This is a genomic window from Trichocoleus desertorum ATA4-8-CV12 (assembly GCA_019358975.1).
GTDB classification, from domain to species: domain Bacteria; phylum Cyanobacteriota; class Cyanobacteriia; order FACHB-46; family FACHB-46; genus Trichocoleus; species Trichocoleus desertorum_A.
The window spans coordinates 1-24,979 of record JAHHIL010000010.1; the positions used below are offsets into that span (position 1 = coordinate 1).

The 24,979-nt window shown below is 47.4% G+C and carries 24 protein-coding genes and 1 pseudogene; 14 read left to right on the forward strand and 11 right to left on the reverse strand.

The window, feature by feature from the left end; translation table 11 throughout:
• The first annotated feature begins 212 nt into the window (after positions 1-212).
• From KME12_10425 to KME12_10440, 4 genes are all read left to right on the forward strand, one after another.
• Positions 213-1,301, forward strand: coding sequence for a thiamine phosphate synthase (locus KME12_10425; GenBank protein MBW4488191.1), 1,089 nt, complete (start codon positions 213-215; stop codon positions 1,299-1,301).
• The gene (gene thiS, locus KME12_10430; GenBank protein MBW4488192.1) at positions 1,294-1,533 is read left to right on the forward strand and encodes a thiamine biosynthesis protein ThiS; all 240 of its coding nucleotides are present in this window, start codon (positions 1,294-1,296) and stop codon (positions 1,531-1,533) included. The genes KME12_10425 and thiS overlap by 8 nt, the downstream gene beginning before the upstream one ends.
• Positions 1,534-1,821: 288 nt before the next feature.
• A complete protein-coding gene (locus KME12_10435; protein MBW4488193.1) occupies positions 1,822-2,817 on the forward strand; it encodes a DUF1517 domain-containing protein in 996 nt (331 codons plus the stop codon).
• Positions 2,818-3,030: 213 nt separating this feature from the next.
• Entirely contained in the window at positions 3,031-3,480 is a 450-nt protein-coding gene (locus KME12_10440) for a methylmalonic aciduria and homocystinuria type D protein (protein ID MBW4488194.1), read from the forward strand.
• Between the two features lie 86 nt (positions 3,481-3,566).
• Here the strand turns inward: KME12_10440 and KME12_10445 are convergent.
• Positions 3,567-3,872: pseudogene (locus KME12_10445) on the reverse strand (hypothetical protein).
• 176 nt (positions 3,873-4,048) lie between these two features.
• Here KME12_10445 and KME12_10450 point away from each other — a divergent pair.
• The 6 genes from KME12_10450 (at position 4,049) to KME12_10475 (ending at position 7,410) form a co-directional block, all read left to right on the forward strand.
• Entirely contained in the window at positions 4,049-4,450 is a 402-nt protein-coding gene (locus KME12_10450) for a DUF4112 domain-containing protein (protein MBW4488195.1), read from the forward strand.
• A gap of 172 nt (positions 4,451-4,622) precedes the next feature.
• A complete protein-coding gene (locus KME12_10455; protein ID MBW4488196.1) occupies positions 4,623-4,820 on the forward strand; it encodes an NblA/ycf18 family protein in 198 nt (65 codons plus the stop codon).
• 189 nt (positions 4,821-5,009) lie between these two features.
• On the forward strand, positions 5,010-5,765 hold the full coding sequence (locus tag KME12_10460; protein ID MBW4488197.1) for a fatty acid desaturase: 756 nt from the start codon (positions 5,010-5,012) through the stop codon (positions 5,763-5,765).
• A 48-nt stretch (positions 5,766-5,813) separates the two neighbouring features.
• Positions 5,814-6,305: a pentapeptide repeat-containing protein gene (locus KME12_10465; protein MBW4488198.1), complete on the forward strand. Its 492-nt coding sequence runs from the start codon at positions 5,814-5,816 to the stop codon at positions 6,303-6,305.
• A gap of 48 nt (positions 6,306-6,353) precedes the next feature.
• A complete protein-coding gene (locus tag KME12_10470; GenBank protein MBW4488199.1) occupies positions 6,354-6,971 on the forward strand; it encodes an HD domain-containing protein in 618 nt (205 codons plus the stop codon).
• Positions 6,972-6,984: 13 nt separating this feature from the next.
• Positions 6,985-7,410, forward strand: a complete 426-nt coding sequence (locus KME12_10475) for an acyl-CoA thioesterase (GenBank protein MBW4488200.1) — start codon at positions 6,985-6,987, stop codon at positions 7,408-7,410.
• On the opposite strand, the gene KME12_10480 is transcribed toward KME12_10475, so the two are convergent.
• From KME12_10480 to KME12_10495, 4 genes are all read right to left on the reverse strand, one after another.
• On the reverse strand, positions 7,379-8,851 hold the full coding sequence (locus tag KME12_10480; protein ID MBW4488201.1) for a 2-succinylbenzoate--CoA ligase: 1,473 nt from the start codon (positions 8,849-8,851) through the stop codon (positions 7,379-7,381). The genes KME12_10475 and KME12_10480 overlap by 32 nt on opposite strands.
• Complete coding sequence (locus KME12_10485) at positions 8,836-9,819, reverse strand: o-succinylbenzoate synthase (GenBank protein ID MBW4488202.1); 984 nt, start codon at positions 9,817-9,819, stop codon at positions 8,836-8,838. Before KME12_10485 ends, KME12_10480 begins: the two co-directional genes overlap by 16 nt.
• Positions 9,820-9,840: 21 nt before the next feature.
• Positions 9,841-10,743, reverse strand: coding sequence for a 2-carboxy-1,4-naphthoquinone phytyltransferase (gene menA / locus KME12_10490; protein ID MBW4488203.1), 903 nt, complete (start codon positions 10,741-10,743; stop codon positions 9,841-9,843).
• Positions 10,744-10,888: 145 nt separating this feature from the next.
• On the reverse strand, positions 10,889-12,196 hold the full coding sequence (locus KME12_10495; protein ID MBW4488204.1) for a sodium:proton antiporter: 1,308 nt from the start codon (positions 12,194-12,196) through the stop codon (positions 10,889-10,891).
• Positions 12,197-12,522: 326 nt separating this feature from the next.
• Here KME12_10495 and KME12_10500 point away from each other — a divergent pair, with 326 nt between their 5' ends.
• Complete coding sequence (locus KME12_10500) at positions 12,523-13,968, forward strand: isochorismate synthase (GenBank protein ID MBW4488205.1); 1,446 nt, start codon at positions 12,523-12,525, stop codon at positions 13,966-13,968.
• A 121-nt stretch (positions 13,969-14,089) separates the two neighbouring features.
• Here the strand turns inward: KME12_10500 and KME12_10505 are convergent, their stop codons facing one another.
• The 4 genes from KME12_10505 to KME12_10520 all read right to left on the reverse strand — a co-directional run bounded on the left by KME12_10505 (position 14,090) and on the right by KME12_10520 (position 19,266).
• Positions 14,090-14,851: an HAD family hydrolase gene (locus KME12_10505; GenBank protein ID MBW4488206.1), complete on the reverse strand. Its 762-nt coding sequence runs from the start codon at positions 14,849-14,851 to the stop codon at positions 14,090-14,092.
• Positions 14,852-14,949: 98 nt separating this feature from the next.
• Entirely contained in the window at positions 14,950-16,131 is a 1,182-nt protein-coding gene (locus KME12_10510) for an aldo/keto reductase (protein MBW4488207.1), read from the reverse strand.
• 64 nt (positions 16,132-16,195) lie between these two features.
• A complete protein-coding gene (rpiA, locus tag KME12_10515) occupies positions 16,196-16,906 on the reverse strand; it encodes a ribose-5-phosphate isomerase RpiA (protein ID MBW4488208.1) in 711 nt (236 codons plus the stop codon).
• A gap of 152 nt (positions 16,907-17,058) precedes the next feature.
• Positions 17,059-19,266 (reverse strand): GAF domain-containing sensor histidine kinase, encoded by a 2,208-nt coding sequence (locus KME12_10520; protein ID MBW4488209.1) that lies wholly within the window; start codon positions 19,264-19,266, stop codon positions 17,059-17,061.
• Between the two features lie 698 nt (positions 19,267-19,964).
• On the opposite strand from KME12_10520, the gene KME12_10525 reads away from it, so the two are divergent.
• The 3 genes from KME12_10525 to glgB all read left to right on the forward strand — a co-directional run bounded on the left by KME12_10525 (position 19,965) and on the right by glgB (position 23,515).
• On the forward strand, positions 19,965-20,111 hold the full coding sequence (locus KME12_10525) for a hypothetical protein (protein ID MBW4488210.1): 147 nt from the start codon (positions 19,965-19,967) through the stop codon (positions 20,109-20,111).
• A 435-nt stretch (positions 20,112-20,546) separates the two neighbouring features.
• Positions 20,547-20,831 (forward strand): hypothetical protein, encoded by a 285-nt coding sequence (locus tag KME12_10530; protein MBW4488211.1) that lies wholly within the window; start codon positions 20,547-20,549, stop codon positions 20,829-20,831.
• Between the two features lie 377 nt (positions 20,832-21,208).
• Positions 21,209-23,515 carry a 1,4-alpha-glucan branching protein GlgB gene (gene glgB / locus KME12_10535; GenBank protein MBW4488212.1) on the forward strand — a complete coding sequence of 769 codons (2,307 nt, stop codon included), beginning with the start codon at positions 21,209-21,211 and terminating at the stop codon, positions 23,513-23,515.
• An 86-nt stretch (positions 23,516-23,601) separates the two neighbouring features.
• Here the strand turns inward: glgB and KME12_10540 are convergent, their stop codons facing one another.
• Together KME12_10540 and KME12_10545 are read right to left on the reverse strand one after the other, a co-directional pair.
• Positions 23,602-24,174: a prepilin-type N-terminal cleavage/methylation domain-containing protein gene (locus KME12_10540; GenBank protein ID MBW4488213.1), complete on the reverse strand. Its 573-nt coding sequence runs from the start codon at positions 24,172-24,174 to the stop codon at positions 23,602-23,604.
• A gap of 105 nt (positions 24,175-24,279) precedes the next feature.
• Entirely contained in the window at positions 24,280-24,963 is a 684-nt protein-coding gene (locus KME12_10545; protein MBW4488214.1) for a prepilin-type N-terminal cleavage/methylation domain-containing protein, read from the reverse strand.
• Between the last annotated feature and the right edge of the window lie 16 nt (positions 24,964-24,979).

Here is a 24,979-nt window from a genome sequence, read left to right on the forward strand (position 1 = left end):
GAGATACGAATGCGGCAATTCTCATTAAAAAAGTAGGGTTGGACATCGCCTTACTCAAAAACGCTCAACCCAATAAGTGCAAAGCACAGGCTGCGCCAACGGTTCGGAAGAGAAGCCCGCGCTGTACTGCCTAAGCGGTCAGTGTCGGGAGTATGTCACGAAGGGGGAATCTGACGTTACGATGAAACATTAATGGGAATGGGGTTGTTCTAATGGGCGATAGACCTACCGGGAGTAAACTCGTGCAGCCCGCACTCTACCGCATTCTAGATGCCAATCTGGATCGGGCTCGCGAAGGCTTAAGGATCGTCGAAGAATGGTGTCGATTTGGCCTCAACAGTGCATCGCTGACTGACGAGTGCAAACAAATGCGGCAGGAATTGGCGCGTTGGCATGATCCAGAACTGCGAGCGGCCCGTGATACACCAGGCGATCCAGGGACAGAACTCACTCACCCGCAAGAAGAGCAGCGCTCTAGCATTGAGCAAGTTTTGCAGGTTAACTTGTGTCGTGTCGAAGAAGCCCTCCGGGTGCTGGAAGAATACGGCAAGATTTACACCCCGGAAATGGGGATGGCCTGCAAACAAATGCGCTATCGCGTCTACACCCTAGAAAGTAGTTTGCTGGTGCCCCAACGGCAGCAACTCCTAGAGCGATCGCACCTCTACCTCGTTACTTCCCCCTCCGAAAACTTATTTGCCACGGTGGAGGCGGCGCTGCAAGGTGGGTTGTCTCTAGTGCAGTATCGCGACAAAACCGCAGACGATAATGTGCGCTTCAGTAATGCCAAAAAACTGCGGCAAATTTGCCAAGATTACAACGCTCTATTCATCGTTAATGACCGTGTGGACTTAGCACTGGCTGTGGATGCTGATGGTGTGCATTTAGGTCAGCAAGATATGGCGATCGCTACAGCAAGACAGTTGTTAGGCCCGCATCGGTTGATTGGTCGCTCCACTACGAACCCAGAGGAAATGCGACAGGCGATTCAAGAAGGGGCTGACTATATTGGCGTGGGGCCAGTTTATGAAACGCCAACTAAAGCGGGTAAAGCCGCCGCAGGTCTGGAGTATGTGCGTTATGCCAAAGAACATGCCACAGTGCCTTGGTTTGTGATTGGTGGCGTTGATACCAATAATATTCATGATGTTCTAGCGGCTGGTGCTGAGCGGGTGGCCGTGGTACGAGCCATTATGCAAGCCGAGCAGCCCACCTTAATTACGCAATATTTCATCTCTCAGCTCCACCGAATTCAAACGATTCGCGCCTACGAAGAACGTATTGCCAAGCCTCATGTCTGATTTGTCTAGTCTGTCTAATTTGTCTGATGCCATTACTGTGCAAGTGAACGGTGAACCCCAAACTTGTTCCCGCTCTATCCTTCTACCGAATCTGTTAGAACAACTCGGCCTCAACCCCCGTTTAATTGCTGTCGAGTATAACGGTGAGATTCTGCATCGGCAGTTTTGGTCTGCGACCGAAGTCCAAGAAGGCGATCGCTTGGAGATTGTCACCATTGTGGGTGGAGGTTAGCGATCGCTGCTTTACCTAGGGGCGATACCTAGGCAACTTTAGTACGGATAACTCCCTCCAGACTGATGCCCTACCCCGTGGGTAAGACGGTACAGTATAGATGTGCCCTAGGTTTACGGCTCTTGACAAAGGGTGAGCCGCCTCAAGCCGAGTCCTAAAACTTGCAGGCAGGTGGTTGTCCACCAGTATCATGAACTGGTTAAAAACATTCCGAATTGAAATTTTAGATTGAAGTTTGGAATTAGCCGGAGCCGATTGTTTTTTCATCAGCTTGGATAGGCACGCCTTATGCGTAATAAACTTTTTTCTGTAATCAAACCCTTGTTCAAATCTGTGCTTCTGGTTGGCTTAGTGCTAACCCTGGCACTGAGTAATGCCGATGGTGCGTTGGCAGCCCGTAGCGGTGGACGCATTGGTGGTGGCTCTTTTAGGGCTCCGAGTCGTGGCCCCACTTACTCTGCCCCCCGTAGCTATACTCCTGGCCCTGGTGGCTATCGCGGCGGATACGGCTACGGTGGCGGCTATACCCCTTCTCCTTTCTTTTTTATTCCGTTTTTAGGCGGCACGGGTGGATTAGGTGGCCTATTTGGTATCTTGATCTTCTTTGCGATCGCCAACTTTCTAGTTAGCACCTTCCGGCGAGTCAGTGCGGGTACAGATGGTGAGGGCCTAGACGCCTACTCTAGCAACCCTGCTGTGTCAGTCGCTAAGTTGCAAGTGGGTCTTCTAGCTGAAGCTCGGACACTGCAAGCTGACCTGAACCGTATTGCTGAAGCTGCTGATACTAGCTCTTCTGACGGCTTGACCCAAGTTCTGCAAGAATCCTCTCTCGCCTTGCTGCGTCACCCAGAGTATTGGGTCTACGCGGGGTCAGAAAGCCAGCAAACTCGTCTGAGCGCGGCTGAATCTCAGTTCAATCGGTTAGCTTTAGCAGAGCGCAGTAAGTTCGGTGAAGAGACACTAACCAACTTCAACACCCGTCGGCAACTAAAGTCAGCTAATGACTCTGCCTTGACCGTTGCTGAAGCGGGGGGTGCTTTGACCAATACTACCCAAGCCCCCAGCGAGTACATTGTGGTGACGATCTTAGTTGGCACCCAGGGTAAATTCCAATTCCCTGCGATTAACAACAGTGACGAGTTGCGACGGGCGCTCAGTCAAATTGGAGCTATTCCTAGCGAACAACTACTAGCAGTAGAAATTCTGTGGACTCCTCAAGCCGAGGATGACACCCTGACCACAGATGACATGCTCGCCGAGTATCCCAACCTCAAACTCGTCTAAGGTTGCATCAGGCAAGTCTTGACAGGTGATGTATCACGCCAAAGCCAGTGCATCACCCAATCTAAACTCTTATCCCCCCAGTTGTTATGCAATTGGGGGTTTTTTATGTATAAAACCTTGCTGGCAAGCGCTATAAAGTGGAAGGGCGATCGCTCCTCACATAACTCCCACAGCATGCGAATGCAATATTCAGTTCATTCGCCTACACAGTTTATGCAAACTTATACTGACCAATTGCTTCCCAGTTGGCCGCAGCCTGTAGTGTCAATTTTGGTGGTGCTCCAACAATGTTCTGGTGCGATGCTGAGCCGAACCTTGGCAACAGAAATGCAGAAGCAGCAAGGACGGAGCCAATTTTTGCAGTTTGGTTACCAAGTCGCGCTGGAACTAGAACCTTTGGGGCATCTAGTAGAACTCTTTGATCCAGTGACGGGTTGGCCTCTGCGATCGCCTGCGGGTCGGCTGCGCTTAGATGATGTTGCGGTGGTGCGGGCAGCATTACAGTACCCCACTATCCCTCAAGGCAACTGCACTTTAGTGATTCATCCCGACTGGGAGAGTGCCGTCTACCCCTCTGTGCTGGTCTCCTCCGCGCCTCTCGACTTGCTAGAAACGGTAGCTGCCCAAGTGAGCGATCGCTACCTGCTCAATCCTCTCTTTTAACTTCCTGAACTTAATGAGGTTGATTGAGCCACCAAGCTAGAGCCAGCAGTCTCAAGTGGATATTGTGCTTGGGAGCTTTTATTAGTGCTGTACCACCACTCTTGCTGGGCGGGTGAAAGCTTGACAGGGTAGAGCGTGATTTCGATTGTTTTGCCACAACCTTGACCTAAAATTTCTACCGAATAAGAAGGATGGGTTTGGGTTGCAAGATCAGGCACAAAGCGCTTGCCAATGCGCCGCCAACTAGGTTCCTTGCCCCGCCACTCCAAACGACAACAGGGCCAAGGCAACTGTTCGCGGTCAAACAAACGACAGCAAGGACCAATAATCCGGTAGCAGAAGTGCCCACCGGGACTATAAAGAATTTCGCCAGATTGCAAGAGATCAGACACAGATGTGATTGTCTCACAGTTCGCGCTGGGACTGAAGCGGGGAGAGCGATCGCCGTTTTATAGCTGCCTATCCAATTGCATATCTAGCCGCCCCTAACTCAGTCAGGAGGACGAGTCAATGCCCCCCTCGGCATTCTCTCTCCTGATACAAGCGATCGCCGATTTCTTTTGCGACGATTAGGAGTATGAACAACGCTGAACGCCTCCTCACTCTCAATCGCATCCGTAAGCTCAGTCGCTTAATGGACACCGCAATTCGGATTCCGGGTATCGGTTTTCGGATTGGTTTAGACCCGATTATTGGGTTGATCCCTGGGGCAGGAGATGTGGTAAGTACCGCTTTCTCGGCTTACATCATTTTTCTGGCGGCCCGCTTTAAGCTACCTGCACCTGTGCTGTATCGCATGGTCTTCAACAGCGGCTTAGAAGCCGTAGTGGGTTCTGTACCTTTGATTGGCGATCTGTTCGACGCTTTTTATAAATCGAACATCCGGAATCTAGCGCTCCTAGAACAGCACTTGCAAATCGTGGACCCAGCCCTAGAGGAAACTCCAGAGGTTGTTTCTGTACCTCGCTAGCAATCTAGCACGCACAATTTACGTCTGTACCTGGAGTTGTATAGAGATAACCCTACAGAAGATAGAAAACATTTCTTAAATAGTTTGTTATATTTGTTTACATAGGTTTACAAAATCGGCTCAAATTTTCCCACTCTCACTCTCTCAGCTTTACTTGGCAAAGGAGCCCGTCATGAATTCCCCCGCCCAACTCTCTTTAGAACAAGAATTTAGTCTTAGAAGCTTTGCAGATCAAGTTCAGCTCATGTCCCGTGAACAAGCTCAGGAGTTTCTAGTTAGCTTGTATGAGCAAATGATGATGCGAGAGAAGATGTATCAAGAATTTCTCAAGCATGAGTGGGGCTTAGATACCCCAGAAAATTGGCTCTAACTTCCTAGGTTGCACAGGGCGTTGATGACTCTGATTTTGATGAAGTCAATCTATAACCTCAACGCCCCCTGAGCCAGTTGCTACAAAATTTGGCACTGAGTATTTTTTATTAGATGCTCGTAGTCCTAAATCAAATTTAAATAAACTCAGATTGCTAGGAGCGATCGCTTAAGTTTGTAATTGAATATTATGCAAAATTTAAATTTTGAATTAAAGGAATCACCTACGATTCCTTTAACCTCTTATGTAGGAATTTTAGTTGCCGCCACTATTATTAGCCTATGGTTAGGCAGCTTAGTCTGGTGTTTCACCATTGATGTTTCTAGTCTACAAGTTTTTGGTTTAATTCCTGCAATTCTAATCAGAACTTTTTTGCATACTGGTCTGTTCATTACAGCTCATGATGCTATGCACGGAACTATCTCTAAGAATCGCCAGATTAACGAAGGGATTGGCACCGTTGCTTCAGCTCTTTATGCCCTCTTACCTTATCAGGATCTTTTAGCAAACCATCGCTTGCACCATCGTGCTCCAGCGACCGAGAAAGATCCAGACTTTTATGACCAAGAGCCTCAGACCATTTGGGCTTGGTATTTCCACTTTATGAAAAGCTACTTATCAGGCAAGCAAAGTTGGATCTTGCTAGTTGGCATGAGCATTGTTTTCTACACGTTGCTGTTTGGGTTTCAGGTTTCTCTGGCGAATCTATTGTTGTTTTGGTTGTTGCCTCTGCTTTTAAGTTCTTGCCAACTCTTTTACTTCGGAATTTATCTGCCTCATCGACGACCCACAGCAGGTTATGCCAATCGGCATCGGGCAACTAGCATCAACTGTTCGAGTGTGTGGTCATTTCTTACCTGCTATCACTTTGGCTACCACTGGGAGCATCACGAATATCCTGATGTGCCTTGGTACGGATTAGCCGCAGTGCGAAAAACCGAATGAGAAATCTGAAATCATAAGAGAGTGTGTTTTGAGAAATTCTAGGACTGTATGCTGCCTGCTTTCACCTCAGATTTGCCAGCCTTCTCTAGCCGTTTTCTTGAACAAGCACCGAGCGATCGCCTGCACATCCTGAAACAGTTAGGATTAGCTCGCTATGCTGATTTCATGTTACTGATGCCCAACACAGCAGCTAATGTGGCTTGTGTAATGCGCTTTTTTGCTGACCCCAGTCGAGTCAAGTTTCCTGATTTGCGTGGTGTGGAGCTAGCAGGTTTAGCGTTGGATGGGGTGAATTTGATTCGAGCCAACTTAACATGTGCGAAGCTCAACGGTAGTAGTTTGGTGAAGGCTGACCTGATCCGTGCTCAATTGCAGGACGCTGATCTCAGACAGGCAGACCTGCGAGGGGCAACGCTTAACAAAACCAGTTGGGTGGGGGCTGAGGTGGAAGGTTGTCGCCTGGGTGTAGGAGTGGGTTTGACAGATGAGCAGCGCCAAGACTTACAGGAGCGTGGTGCTTTGTTGGAATCTTGCGTTTAAATAACTAAGGCATGGTAGAAACCTGGTTAGAACTTATTAGGGCTTGCTGTGCCATCCAACCGACTCGCTCAACAAATTGCCTTTATTGTCGAAATTGACAAACTGAAGCGGATTTTGCGGCAAACGCTCCTCACCGATGCTTCACGGCAAGAAAATAGTGCTGAACACTCGTGGCATATTGCTTTGATGGCGATCGTGCTAGCTGAGTATGCTCCTGCGGAAGTGGATCTATTACAGGCAGTCAAATTACTGTTGATTCACGATTTAGTAGAAATTGATGCGGGTGACACATTCTGCTACGACCTCAGCGGCAATCAAAGCAAGGCACAGCGGGAACTAGCGGCTGCCGATCGCCTGTTTGGGTTGTTACCTCCAGAACAAGGAGCTGAGTTGCGATCGCTCTGGGAAGAGTTTGAAGCTCAAGCTACTCCAGAAGCCAAATTTGCCGCTGCGCTCGATCGCCTGCAACCGATTTTGAATAATCAGCAAACGGGGGGTGCTTCTTGGCAAAAGCATGGCATTACATCGGAGCAAGTGTTGCGACGAATGCAGCCTGTTCAGGAAGGTGCGCCAGAGTTGTGGCCCTTAGTTGAGCAAATTGTGGCGGATTGTGTGGCAGCAGGTTATCTGCAACATACCGCACAGGCTAAATCTGTGAGCAGTTAGATCTAGAAAATCAATGCCTTTTATCTATCCTCGAACCATTCGCTTCCAAGACACAGATGCAGCGGGTGTTGTTTACTTTGCAAATGTACTAGCGATGTGTCATGAAGCTTATGAAGCTTCTTTAGTGGCATCAGGAATTAACTTGAAAGAATTTTTCAGCAATGCTGCGATCGCCATCCCGATTGTCCATGCGGAAGTCGATTTTTTTCGTCCCATGTTTTGCGGTGATCAAGAGTTAGTTCATCTCACTCCAACCTTGATTTCCAACCAAGAATTTAGGATTGATTACCAAGTTTTTGCTGATGGCCTCAGCGATCGCCCTTTAAGCCAAGCCAACACTCGTCACGTTTGCATTAATCCAGCGATTAGGAAGCGGGAGAATTTACCAGAGATGATGCGGCAATGGCTTAAACAGTGGAGTGATTCTGAAGCCAATTAAGGGCGATCGCGTGGACTTGCTCGTAATTGATTTTGCCTTGAGAATTGCGGGGCAACTGTTCAACTGGAATCCAATATTTAGGATGCTTAAATTTACTTAAACGAGTCTGTAAATGAGCAATTAAATCAGTTTGAGCCGTTTGATTTTGAGAGATATAAAGGGCAGTCACCACTTGTCCCCAGCGAGCATCTGAAATGCCAATCACACAGACATCCATGACTAAACGGGTGGCTCGGATAGCTGCTTCGACTTCTACAGGAAAAACATTTTCGCCTCCCGTGATAATCTTGTGGCTACTGCGACCTACTACATGCAAATAGCCTTGCTCGTCGAGATAACCTAAGTCATCTGATTGAAACTGAGCTTGCTCAAATACTTGTGGGTAGTAGCCCAGTGTCAATGATTTGGCTTGGATGGTAATTTGGCCGATTTGACCGGGTGTTAACAATTCCCCAAACTCGCTGCGGATGGTAATTTGGCCGTGGGGTAACACTCGCCCACTATTCTGATAACCCGCCAGAAAATCTTCTGGGTGGAGCGTGGCAATTTGGGAGGCGGTTTCGGTCATGCCGTAAGTGGGGGCCAAGCGAATGCGATCGCGTCTAGCGGCTTCGAGTAAAGCACTCCAAGCAGGAGACCCGCCTAGTAGAACCGTGTGAAACTGAGCCAGCCAAGGCGTTAATTCTTGCCGTTCTAGAAGGCGCTGTAGCTGAGTCGGCACCAAAGAAATGAAAAACTGGGCTGGATCAACAGAGCTGAATTTCCCTGCTTCCAATTGCTTGAAGCGCTGTACTACCAATTGCCCACCAGACGCAAAAGAGCGCAAAAATTGCATCAGGCCGCTGACATGGTATATGGGCAAGACACAGTAAGAGTTAATTTGCTCTACTTGAAAATATTGCTGACATCCCCGCACTGAGGCCATCAGCGTTGACCAAGTGTGGATAGCAAAGCGAATTCTTCCAGATGAACCCCCTGTGGGAATCATGATCCAAGCTTGCTGATCTAAACTTGGCCCCCCTAGCCCCCCAAATTTGGGGGGAATTTGCTTAAAGTCCTCTAATACTGAAAGGCCAGAAATATTTGAGGGGAGAGCTAAAGAGTCGCGATCGCCCCAGATTAGATCGGGTGTTACCAAATCCAAGACTTGCTGCCACTCCGCCTGTACCCAATGAGGATTACACAAAAACACGGGGCATTGGGCGGCACAAGCGGCGATGAAACCTGCCAGAAATTGCTCTGGCGATCGCTCGGCTAAAAAGATTTTCGGAGTAATTCCTTGGCGAATGAGTTGAGTTAGTTCTTGAAATAAATGCTGAGCTAAATGAGTGAATTTTGACTGGTCAACACCGCTTAACCAGTCAGTTTGCGATCGCATTTGTAAATGTTCCAAAAGCAGAAAAGGTTCTGAAAAAGGATCAGATGCTAAAGGCTGTTCCATAGCTGCTCAAAATCCGAAAGTTGTTCCCAGCTATCGCTAAACCAATGATTGATGCCAAACCCAACGGCGCGATCGCCCGGAGTCAGTTCTGTTGCCAAGCTTAGACCTGTGGTTCGGCCAATGGCTGTTTCAAAGACTGAGGAAAAAACTGCATCAATTGAGTGAGTCTGACAAAATTGTCGCAGTTGGGAAGGAAACCCCGCGATCGCAGGTTTAATCACAAAAATGCCTCGCCAGCCTTGTTCGTAGCAAGTTTGCAACTGGGCTAAGGTGGCAACCGATTCGTCTAAGGCTAAGGGAGTGGAGTGCTGTTGGCTCAATTTCAACATGGTCTGAAACTGGCTGACTGGAAGCGGCTGCTCTAGAAATTCGATACTCAATTCATCGCAAACTTGCAAGTAGGCGATCGCGGCTTCTTGGGTTAAGCCCCCATTTGCATCAAGTCGCAACTTAGCAGCAGTTGGCAGAACTTGGCGTAAAGCTTGTAATGCCTCTAGTTCCGTGGATAAAGGAACAACTCCAATTTTCCATTTGAAAGTGCGAAACCCCTGGTGCCAAAGCGATCGCCAAGCTTCCAAAGCATCTGTACCCGTAGGAAGCAACGCACTATAGGAAACTTTGAGTTTTGAGTTTTGAGTTTTGAATTTAGCCGTGTTATTTAACATTAACCAGGCAGACTCGAAACCAAACTGACAAGCTGGTAATGCGACTGAAATTGTAGCAATCTGCTCAGCAGTAATTTCAGCAGGAAGTTGCTGGCAAAAAGCTAGCGCTTGCTCAAATGTTTCAGAGCCAAACCAAGGGATTGGTGCAATTTCTCCAAAGCCAAGTTTGCCTGTTGAGTCAGTCAAGCGCAGGAGAATTCCTTCTCGTAAGCTCCATAAACCGAGACTTGTCTGTAATGGTTGGCGAAAGGAGCGGTGATAGGGACGAAATTCTAAAACACAGGATTGAGTTTGCGTGACCATCGTCCTTTGAGTTAGCGATCGCTATAAAACAAATCCTAATCCCAACAACAAACTGCTCCAAAAATGGAGAGCTACAGCAATGAATTTGGAGTTGCTTACCTGTTCTGGTTGATTGTGGTAGCTCTGTACATGTCGAGACAATTTGATGGCAAAAGGTAGACTAGCAAAAATGAGCAAAGTCTCGATAGGAAACTGACCTGAAAGTACAAATACTAAGGTTAGGGCGTAAGTGGTGCCACAAAACCAAGGAATTAATTGCGCTGCGCTAGCAGTACCTAGACGCACAATGGGCGATCGCTTACCCGCAGCCAAATCATCTTTCACTTGATGAAAGTGCGAGCAAAACAAAATCAAGCTAGTCGTACTACCAATAATGATTGATGCTACTAAGCTCGTGGATGACCAAGCTTGAGCTTGACTGTAGTAAGCAGCGGAAACGGCTAGCGGCCCGAAGCAGATAAAGCAGATAATTTCGCCAACACCCTGATAGCCCAAGCGGAATGGTGGCCCTTGGTAGCTATACCCTAGGGCGCAACCAAGTAACACAATAGCCAAAATAGTAAGGTCTTGCTGCCACCAGGCGATCGCTAGAATTCCTAAAATTCCTAGAGCTAAAAAGGAATTTCCTATCCAATAAACTAAGGCTTTATTTCCCGTTAGGTTTACCAAAGAATGATGTTTATTGGTATCAATCCCTGTTTCTGAGTCAAAAACATCATTGCTCAGGTTCATCCAGGCCAAAATGAAAATTGATGCCAGCAAAAAAGTAGCAAATATAGCAGTATGAATGCTTTTGGTTTCGGCAAAGGCAATGGCAGTGCCAATCCAAACTGGCATGACAGCAACACTATACATAGGCGGTTTGATTGCCGCTAGCCATAACTTATGATTTGAACTTGATGGCGCAATAGATTTAGTAGTCATTCCACAGAATTGATACGGTTGCCAGAAGCCAATTCAACCTGTAACCGCACCCCTGCGATCGCATCACCTGCGTGGGATGTATCCTCTAGTCAAATAGGCTCCCGTAACATAGCCTACAGGAACCATGCCTACGGGAACCACCTGTTTATTTGCTGGAAGATGAGGAAGCCATTTCTTCGTCTTCCAAGATGTCGCTAATACTCTGGTCGTGCCACTTCATCAGCGGAGTCGAGCTGATGCCATGCACCAGTACAGAAATCACCACGGTTAAGTAAGTAATCCAACCAATCATTTCACCTGTTTCGCCTTCCAAGCCCTTACCAAAAGCGTAGGTGAGGTAATACAAGGAGCCAACTCCTCGAATCCCAAACCAACCTAACAGCCACCGAGTGGTAGGACGAAAGCGTTCGCGGAAATTTCGTCTCGAACCTTTAGGCACTAGACTGGTGTACTTTTCCCCGATTGTGCTAATCCAGGCACCAACGGGGCGGATGACAAAAATTAGCGCTCCTGCCACTAAAAGGGCTTCGTCGATGAAGCGCAGAACGGGTTCAATGCGTAGCAGGGACCCCAACAGAAGAATGACGGCGACTTCTGCCAGTTTCTCCAGTCGCTCGATAAAATGGAGTTGGGAAAGCGGCTTCTCTAGATTCTGATAACTGCGCTGGGCAGTCAAACCAGCCACAAACACTGCGAGAAATCCGTAGCCGTTGACAAGTTCTGTGAGAGAGTAAGCCAAAAGAATGGTACCGAGGGCCGTGAAGTCTTCAAAAAGTTCGTCTACGTGGCGCAGATGCTGAATTTTTTGGTCGATCCAAGCGACGACTCTGGCAACTACAATTCCCACCACCAGTCCTGCGGCGATCGCCCACAGGAGATCAACCGCGACCCAATTTCTGAACCAATTCTCCCAGTTATTGTCCTCAATCCAGTGAAGGCCAAAATACACAAAAGGGAAGGCTAGAGCGTCGTTTAGGCCACCCTCAGAAGTTAAACCGAAGCGCAGCTCATTGCGGTCGTCTCGGTCAGCTAGTTGCACTTCTGAGGCGAGTACAGGGTCGGTAGGAGCGAGGATAGCACCCAGTAGAATGGCCTCTCCCCAGTTGAGGTCTAAAAACCAATGGCCAACCAGGGCGATCCCACCAATAGAAATGGGCATCAAAAAGCCAATCAGCCGCGCGGTAGAACTCCAGGCCCACAGCTTGAGTGGGCGATTCATCTTTAAGCCGCAACTGTAGAGTGAGATCAGCACCACAAACTCAGTCACTCGCTCTAAAAAATTGGCATCAGGCCGCAGCGAGACTAAGTTGATACCCCCAGGTCCTAGCAAAACACCAACGGCTAGGTAAATCAGGGAGTAAGAGAGGGGCAAACGGTTAATCCAGCCTGATCCTAAGGTGATCAATAGCAGGAGCAAGCCAATGATCAAAAGACTAAGAATATAGGTATCCACAAAACCGACTGCCTGAAGGACTTTGAGACGTGTTCTGAGTTTAGTGGCCTCTCCCTACGGGCCTAATCATCCCAGAGTAGGTTTTTGGAGCCGCTTGGCTACTCTGCAAGGATGACTTGCCTTGACCTGTAAACTTTTCTGGCATCCTCTGGAACTCACGCCCTGATTAATGCGAACTTGGGATATGGCGGGGTGTTAAGGCAGGATTGGTCTGCCGAGCGCTGCGGTGCTTAGATGGAAAAGAGGCTTCTGCCCTTAATCGCACCACGCTTGTGAATCACGATTTGGGCCTCTAATTTCAAAAAAAATTTGCTATCTTCGCTTTCATGCCAGTCACACCATACCGGACTAATCTATTTCAAGATCGCAAGGATCTCTATCAATTTCTCTTGGCTTGTCAACAAGTTTCAATTGAGAAAAAATGCACCCAAATTGCTAGTATTTCTCTAGAAATTGATCCAATAGATCCGCTAGCTGTACTGCATTGCTTAAGCAAACCCAGTCAACTCAGTTTTTATTTTGAAAAACGAGGGCAAGATGAAGCAATTGGGGAGTCAAACCGTCGCGCGATCGCAGGTATCGGTGCTGCAACCAGTCTGAAAGTAAAAGGCCCTCACCGATTTGCTCAAGCTCAAAATTTTATTGAATCTTGTCTAACTAACACGATTAAAATAGGAGATCTGAGTTTGCCATTCTCAGGGCCACACTTTTTAGGTGGGTTTACTTTTTTTGAAGAAGCTCCGATTAAAAATATTTATTTTCCTAATGCAACTCTTTTTTTGCCTTGCTGGCAAATTTCTTGCCACGGAAACCGCTATGTGTTAGTTGCAAATTTTTTGATTGATGCTAGCGCCAACTTAGAATCTTTAATTGAAAAAGCTTGGCATGAATTTCAAAGAATCACTACGATAAAATATCGAGTTCCAGAAGTTAGCTTTAAGAGAAAAGAAATTTTTGATCAACGGGACATTACCGATACAAAGTATTTTAAGTTGGCTGTTCTTTCAGCTTTAGAAGCAATCCAGGCTAAGCAATTCAACAAAATTGTTTTGGCTCATGCGATTGATGTAATTTCACCTGCATTGTTTCATGTCGTGTATTCTTTAAGCAATTTGAGGAGGTTCTATCCAGATTGTTATGTGTTTTGTCTGAGTAATGGTAAGGGGCAAAACTTTATTGGTGCCAGCCCAGAACGTCTACTCAGTATTCAAGATCAAGAGTTATTGACAGATGCTTTGGCGGGTTCGTTTCCTAGGGGTAAAACTGCGCTAGAAGATGCGAACTTGGCCAGAGGATTGCTCAACAGTGACAAGGAAATCCGGGAACACCAAGTAGTGATTGATTTTTTGACTCAATCTCTTTCACGCTTGGGCCTAACGCCAAGGCGATCGCTTTCTCCCCATTTGTTGCAGCTATCGAATATCCAGCATTTACGCACCCCCATTCAAGCGACGGTGCCAGCGGATGTGCCACTGCTCAAGATTCTGGCTGAGCTGCATCCAACTCCAGCGGTAGCAGGGGCTCCTAGAGATATTGCTTGCCAGCAAATTCGCGGTTATGAAGCGTTTGAGCGATCGCTCTATGCGGCTCCTTTAGGCTGGCTGGATCACAAGGGGAATGGGGAGTTTATCGTGGGAATTCGTTCGGCGCTGGTAAACGGCTGCTATGCCAGACTTTATGCGGGAGCAGGGATTGTGGCTGGGTCTGATCCAGAGAAGGAGCTGACGGAGATTAAGCTGAAGTTGCAGGCTTTGTTGCAGGCGTTGGTTTAAAGGTTCTGTTTTGGGATAAGCTTTGGGGCGAGTGTCCCCAGCCCCCTCCAGGCGAATCTAACTGCCAGTGCAGCAGCGATCGCAAACAAACGCGATCGCCTACCGATGATGTATTACCGTATTAGCGATGATACAAATGCTGCACCAATTCCATATCCATATAAGTCGTCCAACCCACCTCACCACAAAGCACTGTGAATGGTAAACCAGGATCGCCTAGGTGATCCAAAACTACTACAGCTCCTGGAAAATCCTGGTCTTTGGTGTAATCGTTAATCGTCACAATGGTTTTAAGGTTTGCCTTGTCAGACGAAATTAAGCCATTGTGTGAGTCTTCAAAGGCAATGCAATCTTGAGCGGCAAGCTGCATTTGTTCCAAGGCGTAGAAGTAAATATCTGGAGAAGGTTTCTTCGCAGGCACAATATCACCCGCCGCAATCACATCAAACCAGGCCAGACTTTCGTGACCCAAAGTGCTTTCTAAAAGAGCCGTGACATTGGCTGGGGTTGTGGTAGTTGCGATCGCCAAGCGAAACCCTTCCGCGCGAGCCTCATCCAATAACCGCTTGACACCAGGACGCAGTGGAATGCTGCCTTCGCTGAGCAGTTGGGTGTAGTGCTTGGTTTTGGCCTTGTGCAGACCTGCTATAAACTCATCCAAATTGTCAGGACGCCGAAAGTCTGAGCGATATTGGTCGAGGTAGAACTTCATCCGCTCTTTGCCACCCGTAACGGCTAACAGTTCCCCATACAGCTCGACGGTCCAATCCCAATCCAATCCAGCTTCAGCAAAGGCGCGATTAAAGGCGACCCGATGACCATCCCGCTCGGTATCCGCCAAGGTGCCATCGACATCAAAAATTAGTGCTTGCAGTTTGGTCATATCAGCCGTTAACCAACGATGAAAGGATTTCCAAAAGCGGGTTTAGCCCTTTGGCACTGTAGCTCAATTAGGGTCAAAGGTTAAGCGGTTAAAATGCCTCAACTTTGAGATAACCGCTGCACTGTTTGTCCACCCAGAATTTGATGCGCTTCTGCCAAGAATGCTGGGATTTTGTCAGCGTGGGGGCTATTTGCCAAGCATTGCCACAAATCGAGTTCGGCAACTTTCTCAGCTCTGTTACCAGGGAACCAGTGATCCGCTTGACCGAGCAAGTTGTAGCGCATCTTGCCGTAATCCACCATGTCGTAGGCGATCGCCAGATTCCGCAACCAAAGAATCGTGTGAATGTTCATGCCTCCTGGGGTTTCCTCAGGTTTAGGCAAGCCAATATGCCAAGTTTTCACCCACTCTTCACCCAGCACGTCAATTGCCGCTTGTTCTAGACGAGCCAAGATCGGGGGCAAAACTTTATCGGCGCGATCGAGCAGTTCCAGAGTTTTTAGGTGTTCATCAAAATCACTAGGTCGAGACGCACCAATACTCAACGTGTGGATTTGAGGATGGCTTAGACAAAACAGGTCGTTAAACACCATCGGGCTGAGCGGCGCACACAAATCCACTAGTTTTTGCGGTGGCTTGTAGAGATCGCCACCTTTATTGTTCGGGCTGATGATAAATACGCCCATATCGTGCTTTTGGGCTGCTTCGATTGCGGGCCAATTATTTTGGTTGATGTAGTACCAATGCAGGTTTACATAGTCGAATTGATCGGTCGCGATCGCTTGCAAAATGACTTCTAACGGTGCATGGGTGGAAAAACCGATAAATCTAACTCGCCCTTGCGATCGCAGCTTCTGCGCTACTTCTAAACAACCACCGGGACGTAGGCAGTACTCCAGCAACTCGGCATTATTTACGCCATGCAGCGATAACAAATCCACATGATCGAGCTGTAAGTAAGCCATTGACTGCTCGAAGGTCTGCAAAAATTCCTGCGGATCTTCAACGGGAGCAACTTTGGTCTGCACGATCAACTGGTCGCGGGGTAGCTTTGGCAAGACTCGCCCCAACTGCATCTCAGAGCTACCATAGCCCCGCGCAGTTTCAATATGATTGATTCCTAGATCTACAGCCCGCCGAATCGTCGCTGCTAAATTCTGTTGATTATCAGCAGGAATCGCGTCTTCTGGAACATCTTGCCACTTGTATTGGTAGCGCATTCCACCACAAGAAAACACTGGCATGGACAACTCTGTCCGCCCAAAACGTCGATACTGCATCTCTAACCCCTGCGTCTCTACCACGGTAGGGGCGAATGGTGGTTCGCCCACAATTTCATCTCGACTAGGCTTCTCGCACAATCGGTTGCCCGTCTATGACTTCACCGACCAACACCAGATCGGTCAGACCGACGAATAAACCATTTTCCAAAACCCCGGGAATGTTGTTGATGGTCTTTTCCATCTCAGCAGGGTTATCAATGCTGTCGAATTTCACATCCAGCACCATATTGCCCTGATCGGTGATGACTGGGCCAGCTTTCTTGACACCCATCCGTAGTTCTGGCTTGCCACCTAACTTCTCGATCGCTCTTGCCACAGGAGTAATAGCCATTGGGATCACTTCCACAGGCAGCTTAAAAGTTGTGCCCAAGCGATCAACCAGCTTAGAGCTATCCACCACCACAATGAACTCTTTAGCTAATGCATCCACAATTTTTTCGCGAGTATGAGCAGCACCACCGCCCTTGATCAAATTGTGGCGCGGGTCAACTTCGTCTGCTCCGTCGATTGCGATATCAATGAACTCAATTTCATCTAGCGTGACTAAGGGAATGCCATACTGCTTCGCCAGCACTGAAGATTGGAAAGAAGTTGGTACACCTTTAATGTCTTTGAGTTCTCCCGCTTGCAGGCGATCGCCCAAGTACTGAATCATCAATGCTGCCGTTGACCCGGAGCCTAACCCCACAATTGAACCGGAGTGCACACGGGCGGCTGCGGCCTTGGCAACTTCTTGCTTCATTAACTGAATGGGGTCTACTGACGCGGTCATTCCGAAAGCTCCTTGCAGATTAATTCATTGACATGCTATAGCATGACTTAAAGTGAACTCCCTGCCTAGCCTACTGAGCCAATTCGCGCTTTTACATCCCTTGCAAAAAGTAAGAGTGGGGTCTAGAAATCCATGAGTATAACTGCTCTCGATTATGGTTCTGGAGAAATTGCTGTTGGCACCGATGCGATCGCTTCTGCCATCCGCGCAAACTCAGACGCTAGAGTAGGGAGTGGCTCTAAGGCTGGGGGATTGGACAATAAGTGAAAATATTTCACAGGCAGGTCAATCACAAACCTAGATCCTTGACTTGGCTCCGATTCACACCGGAGTTGCCCTTGATGTTGGTTGACCACAATTTGATAGCTTACGGTCAGTCCTAGGCCAGCGCCTTGACCAATTTCCTTGGTAGTAAAGAAGGGATCAAAGATCTTGGATTGGAGTTCATGAGAAATTCCAGGGCCATTATCCGCGATCGCAATTCGGGCAAAGTTTTCCCCTCCTAACGCACCCACCACGAGTTCTGTCCGAATCGTAATGGTTTTGGGCTGGGTTGCCGGACCACTGAGCGCTTCGATCGCATTAGTCACCAAATTTAAAAAAACCTGATTGAGTTGTCGCGGATAGCACTCTAACAAAGGCAAAGTGCCATACTGTCGCACCACCTCAATGTCATCTTTCAACTGATTTTGCACAATCGCTAAAGTGCTGTCTAAGCCATCGTGCAAGTTCACAGTTTTGCGACCTGACTCATCTAGGCGAGCAAAGTTTCTTAGCGACAACACAATTTCCCGAATCCGCGAGGAACCCACTTTCATCGACTGGAGGATACGGAGTAAGTCCTTGAGCAAGAAACCTAGTTCTACCTCCTCGATCAAAGCTTGGATTTCTGGAGCGGGTTGGGGATAGTGCGCTTGATAAGCAGCCAAAATTCGGCTCAGTTCATCAATGTAGCGCTCAACATAAGGAACATTGCCGTAAATAAAACTGACTGGGTTGTTAATTTCGTGAGCGACCCCCGCTACCATCTGGCCCAAGCTAGACATCTTTTCGCTCTGAATTAACTGAGCTTGAGTGAGTTGCAGTTCTCGTAAAGTTCTGGCTAAATGTTCAGCCTGGGCTGCACTCTCCAAGGCTTGCTGTTGAGTCTGAGCGTATAGATTGGCCTGTTGGATAGAAATTGCTAACTGATCGGCGACGGCTTGAGCTAATTGCTGATCGTTATCAGACCAATAGCGCGTATGCGAACACTGATTGAGGTACAAAATGGCGTGCAGAATGCCACTTGCTTGCACAGGTATCACCAACGAAGACTGAATCTGCGCCTGCTTGTATTCCTCGTTATAAGGGCCAACCCGCTGATCCTGAGCTACATCCATCATTACTACAGGCTGACGGTGCTGAATCACCCACTGAGTGATAGGGCCATGCGTATCAAAGTCTTCAATAGAAGGAGAGAAAGCATCTCGACAGATTTCATACAAGTGTTTGCGGCGAAATGCCACTCCAGGAATTTTGTCTAGAACAGGTTCTAGTTGTCTGCCTAACGGCTCAACTTCACTGTGGTCCTCTACACTGTGGTCCTCTACACTGTGGTCTTCTACGAGGTGAACTAGACAGCGATCGGCCTCTAGTGCTTTTAGAAGTTGCGCGATCGCCTGCGTCAAGATTGTTTCTAGATCAAAACTTTGCCGAGTTTGGCTGGTAATTTGATTCACCAATTGCTCCCGTTGAGCTTGCCGTTGCGTCTGCTCATAAAGTCGGGCTTGGCGAATCGCGATCTCTAGCTGTTGCGCCAAAGACTGCACAAACTCAACCTCAGCCGTTTTCCAGCGACGGGGCTGATCGGAGAGACACAGTAAATAACCAATAGAATCTGCTTGATCTTGAACGGGTACTAACAAGTTAGCCCCTGCTTCCAATACCTGAAAATTTAACCCTTTCTCAATGCTTCGCCATTTTGCGAACCATCGACTCAGCCAGTGAATGCCAGCGGCAGAGTAAACTTCACCAGAGCTGACAATTAACTGACTCTGCGCGATCGCCTCAGCCGCATCTCCAAAAGCACTTAGAGGGATGTAGCCTAACTGAGACCCACCGCGATCGCTATGCACCCGTTCACAAACCACTTGCACTCGGCAAGTATCACTGAAGTACCAAAAAAAAGCACAGTAGTCCAAATTCAGCAGCGTACTGACCTCATCTACCGCTGTCTGAAGTACAACTTTCAACTCCAAAGAATTACGGATGCGGTCAACAATTTTACGCAGAAGCGCGTTTTGCTGGTGATATTGACTGATAACTAACCGATTGGAAACGTTAGTAAAAGGAAACACACGGTGCAACAGGGGAAAGAGCATAAAGCACTAGAGAGTCTACCATCTGACCGATGCACACTTCTAGATAAGACTTGCAAGCGTCTTTTATGAAATCTCTATGAAGATGACGCCTTTAGGCAAAAACTTCAGTAGTTTATTTGACATTTCCTAAGTTGGGTAACCCTCTAATTCCGGTTTTTATGTTTCCCTCAGGTCTGCCAACAAAAATGGCTTGGCAACAAACTATACTTCTGAAAAATTTTATTTACTTGCTAACCTGCGAGCCTGGGTAACGGCTTCAAGTGCCTCAGGTTCATGCTTTTTTCTATTTTGAGGCTGAAGCCTCCACCTGATTGATTCCTAGTTTCCTCAGCTGGGGCCTGTAGAGTAGAGCACCGTCACGGCTGGCCGCTAGGGTTTTGAGGAGCATCCTGAGAAACTAGCTTTCTGTCATCTTAGACTGGAAGCTCTTAAGTTATGCTACAACTAACTGAGTACCTAAAGGAACTGAGAAAATACTAGTTTTATAGTTAGTAGCTAATCAGGTATCCTAGCAATCTCGGTAGACGAATTGCTAAAGTTAGGTACTACAGCCTGAACTGACCTACTTTGTGTAGAGCCGTTCGGAGTTACCCTCCAAACAATCAGTCACTCAAGTCTCTTGCTGTTACCAGCAGGGATGAGTGAACACAGTGCTGTATTCAACTAGAAAATTGTCGTAGTTAGTGAAAGAGGAGTGTATGAATAAGAAATTTATTAGCCTTGCCCTAGTGCTCAGCTTGGCCGCTGCTTTGGGAGCTTGTGGTGAGGGCGGTGGCGATACTACCACTAGCCCTTCCCCCGGGACAGAGCCAGTTCCAACCACCTCTCCGACGACTTCTCCTTAAGTTTTTGCTTATACCTGAAGCAGCATTTCTTATGCCAGCATCCCAGGTTGCCTGAACTAAGAGAGCTGTTTTCAAGGTATGTAAAAGGAGATTGCTCCTCACAACCTAGGCTCCGTCCAAGATAGAGCTTTGGCATCGTACGATTCTGATATCGATGTTATTTTGCTTGGGCCAAGGTTTCGGGTGGTCAACCATCCAACAACTCTTTAATCAAACTGGTAGCTTACAGGAGTCCAAAGATCAAGCTTGGTAAACATTCCACGCAGTGATCCTCTGGCTCTTGTGAGCTTATTGCTTTTTAGGTTAGTCAAAAAAAATTATCAATTTAGTTCAGAATCACCGCTTTCTAGCTTAGGATGACAGAAAAAGGCTGTCTGGATGAATTCTAAGAAGCAGATACTAGTTTTAGGTTTGCGACTCGGAGCTACGTCCGTTATTGGTTCTACTATAGGAGTTTCTGCTTTCGCTGATTACCCTGCTCATGCGTTGCCACCGGCAGAAGATATTCCTGAAGAAATTCTGCGAACCGAAATTATTATAGAGGCGCGATCGCCTGTTGATGGTAAGCCGCTAAGCCCAGCTCAGTACGCTGAGTTGCAAGCTCAACTGGAAGCAGGCCCTCCGATTGATCCCAAGCTATCCCCTCAAGTCAAGCGAACGATTACTCTATTACGCTTACGCAGGTTTATTCGAACCTTTTTCCCTTTTTTACTCCGCTAACCTACTCTGCTACGGCAAGCTGTAAGGCTGGTAAGCGATCGCTACCTTGGTATTCCTCAATTTAACCCTCAGCAGGATGTTGTAGAAATTAGTCAAGATTACTAGTGGAAAAAGGATTTACCCCAGCAGCCTTTTCCTGAATACCATAAGAATGTCTGGATTTCGATAGATGATTTGAGACTTTAGCTATGATTTGCTACGGTTTACTACAGTTCATTACTTGATTTTTACAATTGGGTTTTGCACCTTTACAGGTTTCAGCTCCTGTAATTCAAACTCAAACTATAGTCTCTAGCGGATAGCCATACGCCCTATTACAAAACCTTTTCTTCCCTTTGAGGAACGTATTCAGTAATTTCATTTAGGTAGGTAGCTTCATGTCGATGACCGTCGCCCCTGAGCAAATTGAGCGAATTGTTTGGAACCAGCACCATGACCCCTTTGAAGTTCTGGGTCCCCATACTTTGCAACGGGATGGCAAAACTGTCTGGGTCGTGCGGGCTTATTTGCCCAATGCAGACGCAGCCTGGGTCATTCTTCCAGAGGAGCGGGCAGAGCATGCCATGCAACCTATCCACCATCCTCATTTCTTTGAATGCACGATTGATACGCCAGAGCTAGCCAATTATCAATTACGCATCCAAGAGGGAGAGCATGAGCGCGTTATCTACGACCCCTATGCTTTCCGCTCTCCTTACCTCACAGACTTTGATCTGCATCTCTTCGCTGAAGGCAACCATCACCGCCTTTATGAAAAACTAGGGGCTCACCTCGCTGAGGTAGAGGGAGTCCAGGGAGTTTACTTTGCAGTTTGGGCTCCTAACGCTCGTAACGTCTCAGTTTTGGGTGACTTTAACCATTGGGATGGTCGTAAGCACCAGATGCGGAAGGGGCCTTCTGGTATTTGGGAATTGTTTATTCCAGCGTTGGGAGAGAGCGATCGCTACAAATACGAAATTAAAAACCAAGCGGGACACATCTACGAAAAATCTGATCCCTTTGGTTTCCAGCAAGAAATTCGCCCCAAAACAGCTTCCATTGTCACCAACCTAGATAATTACACCTGGAATGATCAAGATTGGATGGAGCAGCGTCGCCACACAGAACCGCTAACCCAACCCATCTCAGTCTACGAAGTCCATCTGGGTTCTTGGTTACACGGTTCCTCCGCCGAGCCAGCCCGACTCCCCAATGGTGAAGCTGAGCCTGTGGTGCTCGTCTCAGACCTCAAGCCTGGGGCGCGCTTCTTGACTTACCGAGAATTGGCCGATCGCCTGATCCCTTATGTCAAAGAATTAGGCTTTACTCATATTGAACTTCTCCCGGTCGCCGAGCACCCCTTTGATGGCTCTTGGGGATATCAAGTCATTGGCTACTACGCTTGCACCTCCCGCTATGGCACCCCTCAAGACTTGATGTATTTCATTGATCAGTGTCACCAAAACGGTATTGGGGTTATTGTGGACTGGGTCCCAGGACATTTCCCCAAGGACGGTCACGGCTTAGCCAACTTCGATGGCACCTGTCTCTACGAGCATGCAGATCCTCGAAAAGGTGAACACAAAGAATGGGGTACCTTAGTCTTCAACTACGGTCGGCATGAAGTCCGGAATTACCTAGTGGCCAACGCCCTCTTCTGGTTCGACAAATATCACATCGACGGCATCCGAGTAGACGCAGTCGCCTCCATGCTCTATCTCGACTACTGTCGCAACCCAGGAGAATGGTTGACTAACCAATACGGTGGTCGAGAAAACATTGAAGCCGCTGATTTCTTACGTCAAACTAATCACACCATTTTTAGTTATTTTCCGGGTGTACTCTCCATCGCTGAAGAGTCTACCTCTTGGCCCATGGTTTCCTGGCCCACTTATGTCGGTGGTTTAGGCTTCAACCTCAAGTGGAACATGGGGTGGATGCATGACATGCTGGACTACTTCAACATGGACCCTTGGTTTCGCCAGTTCCATCAAAACAATCTCACCTTCAGCATCATGTATGCCTTCAGCGAGAACTTTATGTTAGCGCTGTCTCACGACGAGATTGTGCATGGCAAGAGTAGCATGATTGGCAAGATGCCAGGAGACGAGTGGCAAAAATTTGCGAACCTGCGATGTCTCTATGCCTACATGTTCACCCATCCCGGCAAGAAAACTCTATTCATGAGTATGGAGTTTGGTCAGTGGAGTGAGTGGAATGTTTGGGCTGACTTGGAGTGGCACCTTTTACAACACGACTCTCACCAAAAACTCAAGCAGTTTCTAGGTGACCTCAATCATCTTTATCGAGGTGAACCTGCACTTTATACTCAAGACTTCTCGACTGATGGGTTTGAGTGGATTGATTGTAGCGATAATCGTCACAGTGTAGTTTCGTTTGTTCGTAAAGCTAAGGACTCTGATGATTTCGTAGTGACCATCTGCAACTTTACACCTCAACCTCACGCCCACTACCGGATTGGAGTACCAGAAGCAGGTTTCTATACAGAGTTGTTTAATAGTGATGCCCGCAAATACGGTGGCAGCAATATGGGTAACTTAGGGGGTAAATGGACAGAAGAATGGTCTTACCACAATCGCCCCTACTCAATAGACCTATGTCTGCCACCTTTAGGCGTTGTCATTTTGAAGCTCGATCGCGAAAAAACAGAAGCGGCTAAGGCAAAAACACTGAACGCCAATTAATTTCTTTTACACTGGCAAAAATTCTCATTACTTGTAGAGCTACGCCCTTCTCTGTTTTACAAGTGATGGGAGTTCTATTTTTTAGCTCAATAGCAAAACTTTCCGTTCTGTGGAGAACGATTTTCTTTAGCTGTACGAATTGCGCCGATTAGGGTAGAGGTCAACACACAGCGCTTCGCTTTACCTCCCTGACGAGACGCTAAGGTTACTCGTCCAAGCTGTCCATTCACGTTGCCTTTGTAGTTAAACTGGACCCGCCAGATACCACCACTTTGCGTGAACGTAGTTTCTGCATCATCAATTTGTACGGTAGGGCTCAAGTTGTGCCAATTTAATAGCAATGGGTTTGTGTTTTGAGGATGAATTACCCACTGAGACATGCCATTTTGTTCACGAAAGCTAACCTGCCAAGTCAGTTTTTGGCGGATGGAATTGCTTTTGGCTTCTTGCAGCGATCGATATACTGCATTTTGAGCAGAGTTGAGGGATTGAATATTCAAAAAAGCTAGATAACTTGGAGCGGCGATCGCACTAAGGCTACCTATTACTAGAACTACTACCAAAACTTCTAGAAGTGTAAATCCTGAGTTAACTAATTCTTCATTCTCTGATTTACGGCAAAAAAACTTCCAGAAGAAATCGTAAGTGTAAAATCTCATAAAACAAGAGCACCCATGCAAGCATTGGAATCTTACTTAAGGTGCCCAGAAATTTGAATTTTCTACGGTAGCAATCTTGAAACTAAAAAACAAGTTTTATAAAATTTAGCTGCACCCAGAGGCACGGTCCGTGGTCATTGCACCTAGTAGAGACGTAACCTTGACACATCGCTTGGTGCCTTGGATTGATTGAGCTGAGTTATTACCTTGAGGTAGAGCTATAGTAATATCTAAACCTGTATCGCTACCAATCGGAAGAGTACCGAAGTAGTCAAAAACAACGCTGGCATAGCTCCCTGATGCTAAGGCACCTGGAGTACCAGACTTGTTGATCCCAGAGGAACTAATATTTGTTCCAACCCATAACTGGCCTGCTTTATTTCTGCCGCTCTCTTCGGGGCTAAGATTCTTCCAGGCGTTTGCATCTAGATTAGCCGCAAGAACGGAGGAAGGATGAACCGCGTATTGCGCCACACCAGCTGTAGTCCTTCTAAAACTAACTTGATAAGTTAATTTTCGTTTTTTAGCCGTGGTTTGGGCATCCTGAAGTGCTGAAAAAATTCGATCTTGAGCCTTGCTAACTTTCTGGCGATTCACGAAAGTTAACCAGCCAGGAGCTGTGATTGCGGCGAGCGCGGCAATAATAATTACAACCACCAAAAGTTCCAGCAAGGTAAAACCGGAGTTAGCAGCTTGAGACGATCGCCCTAAGCCATGTAGTGCATTTTTACGAGTGGCTGCACCGCCTGAGAATCGAGATAAGGTTTTAGATAATTTGAAATTTTGCATTCGACTCTCCTACTTG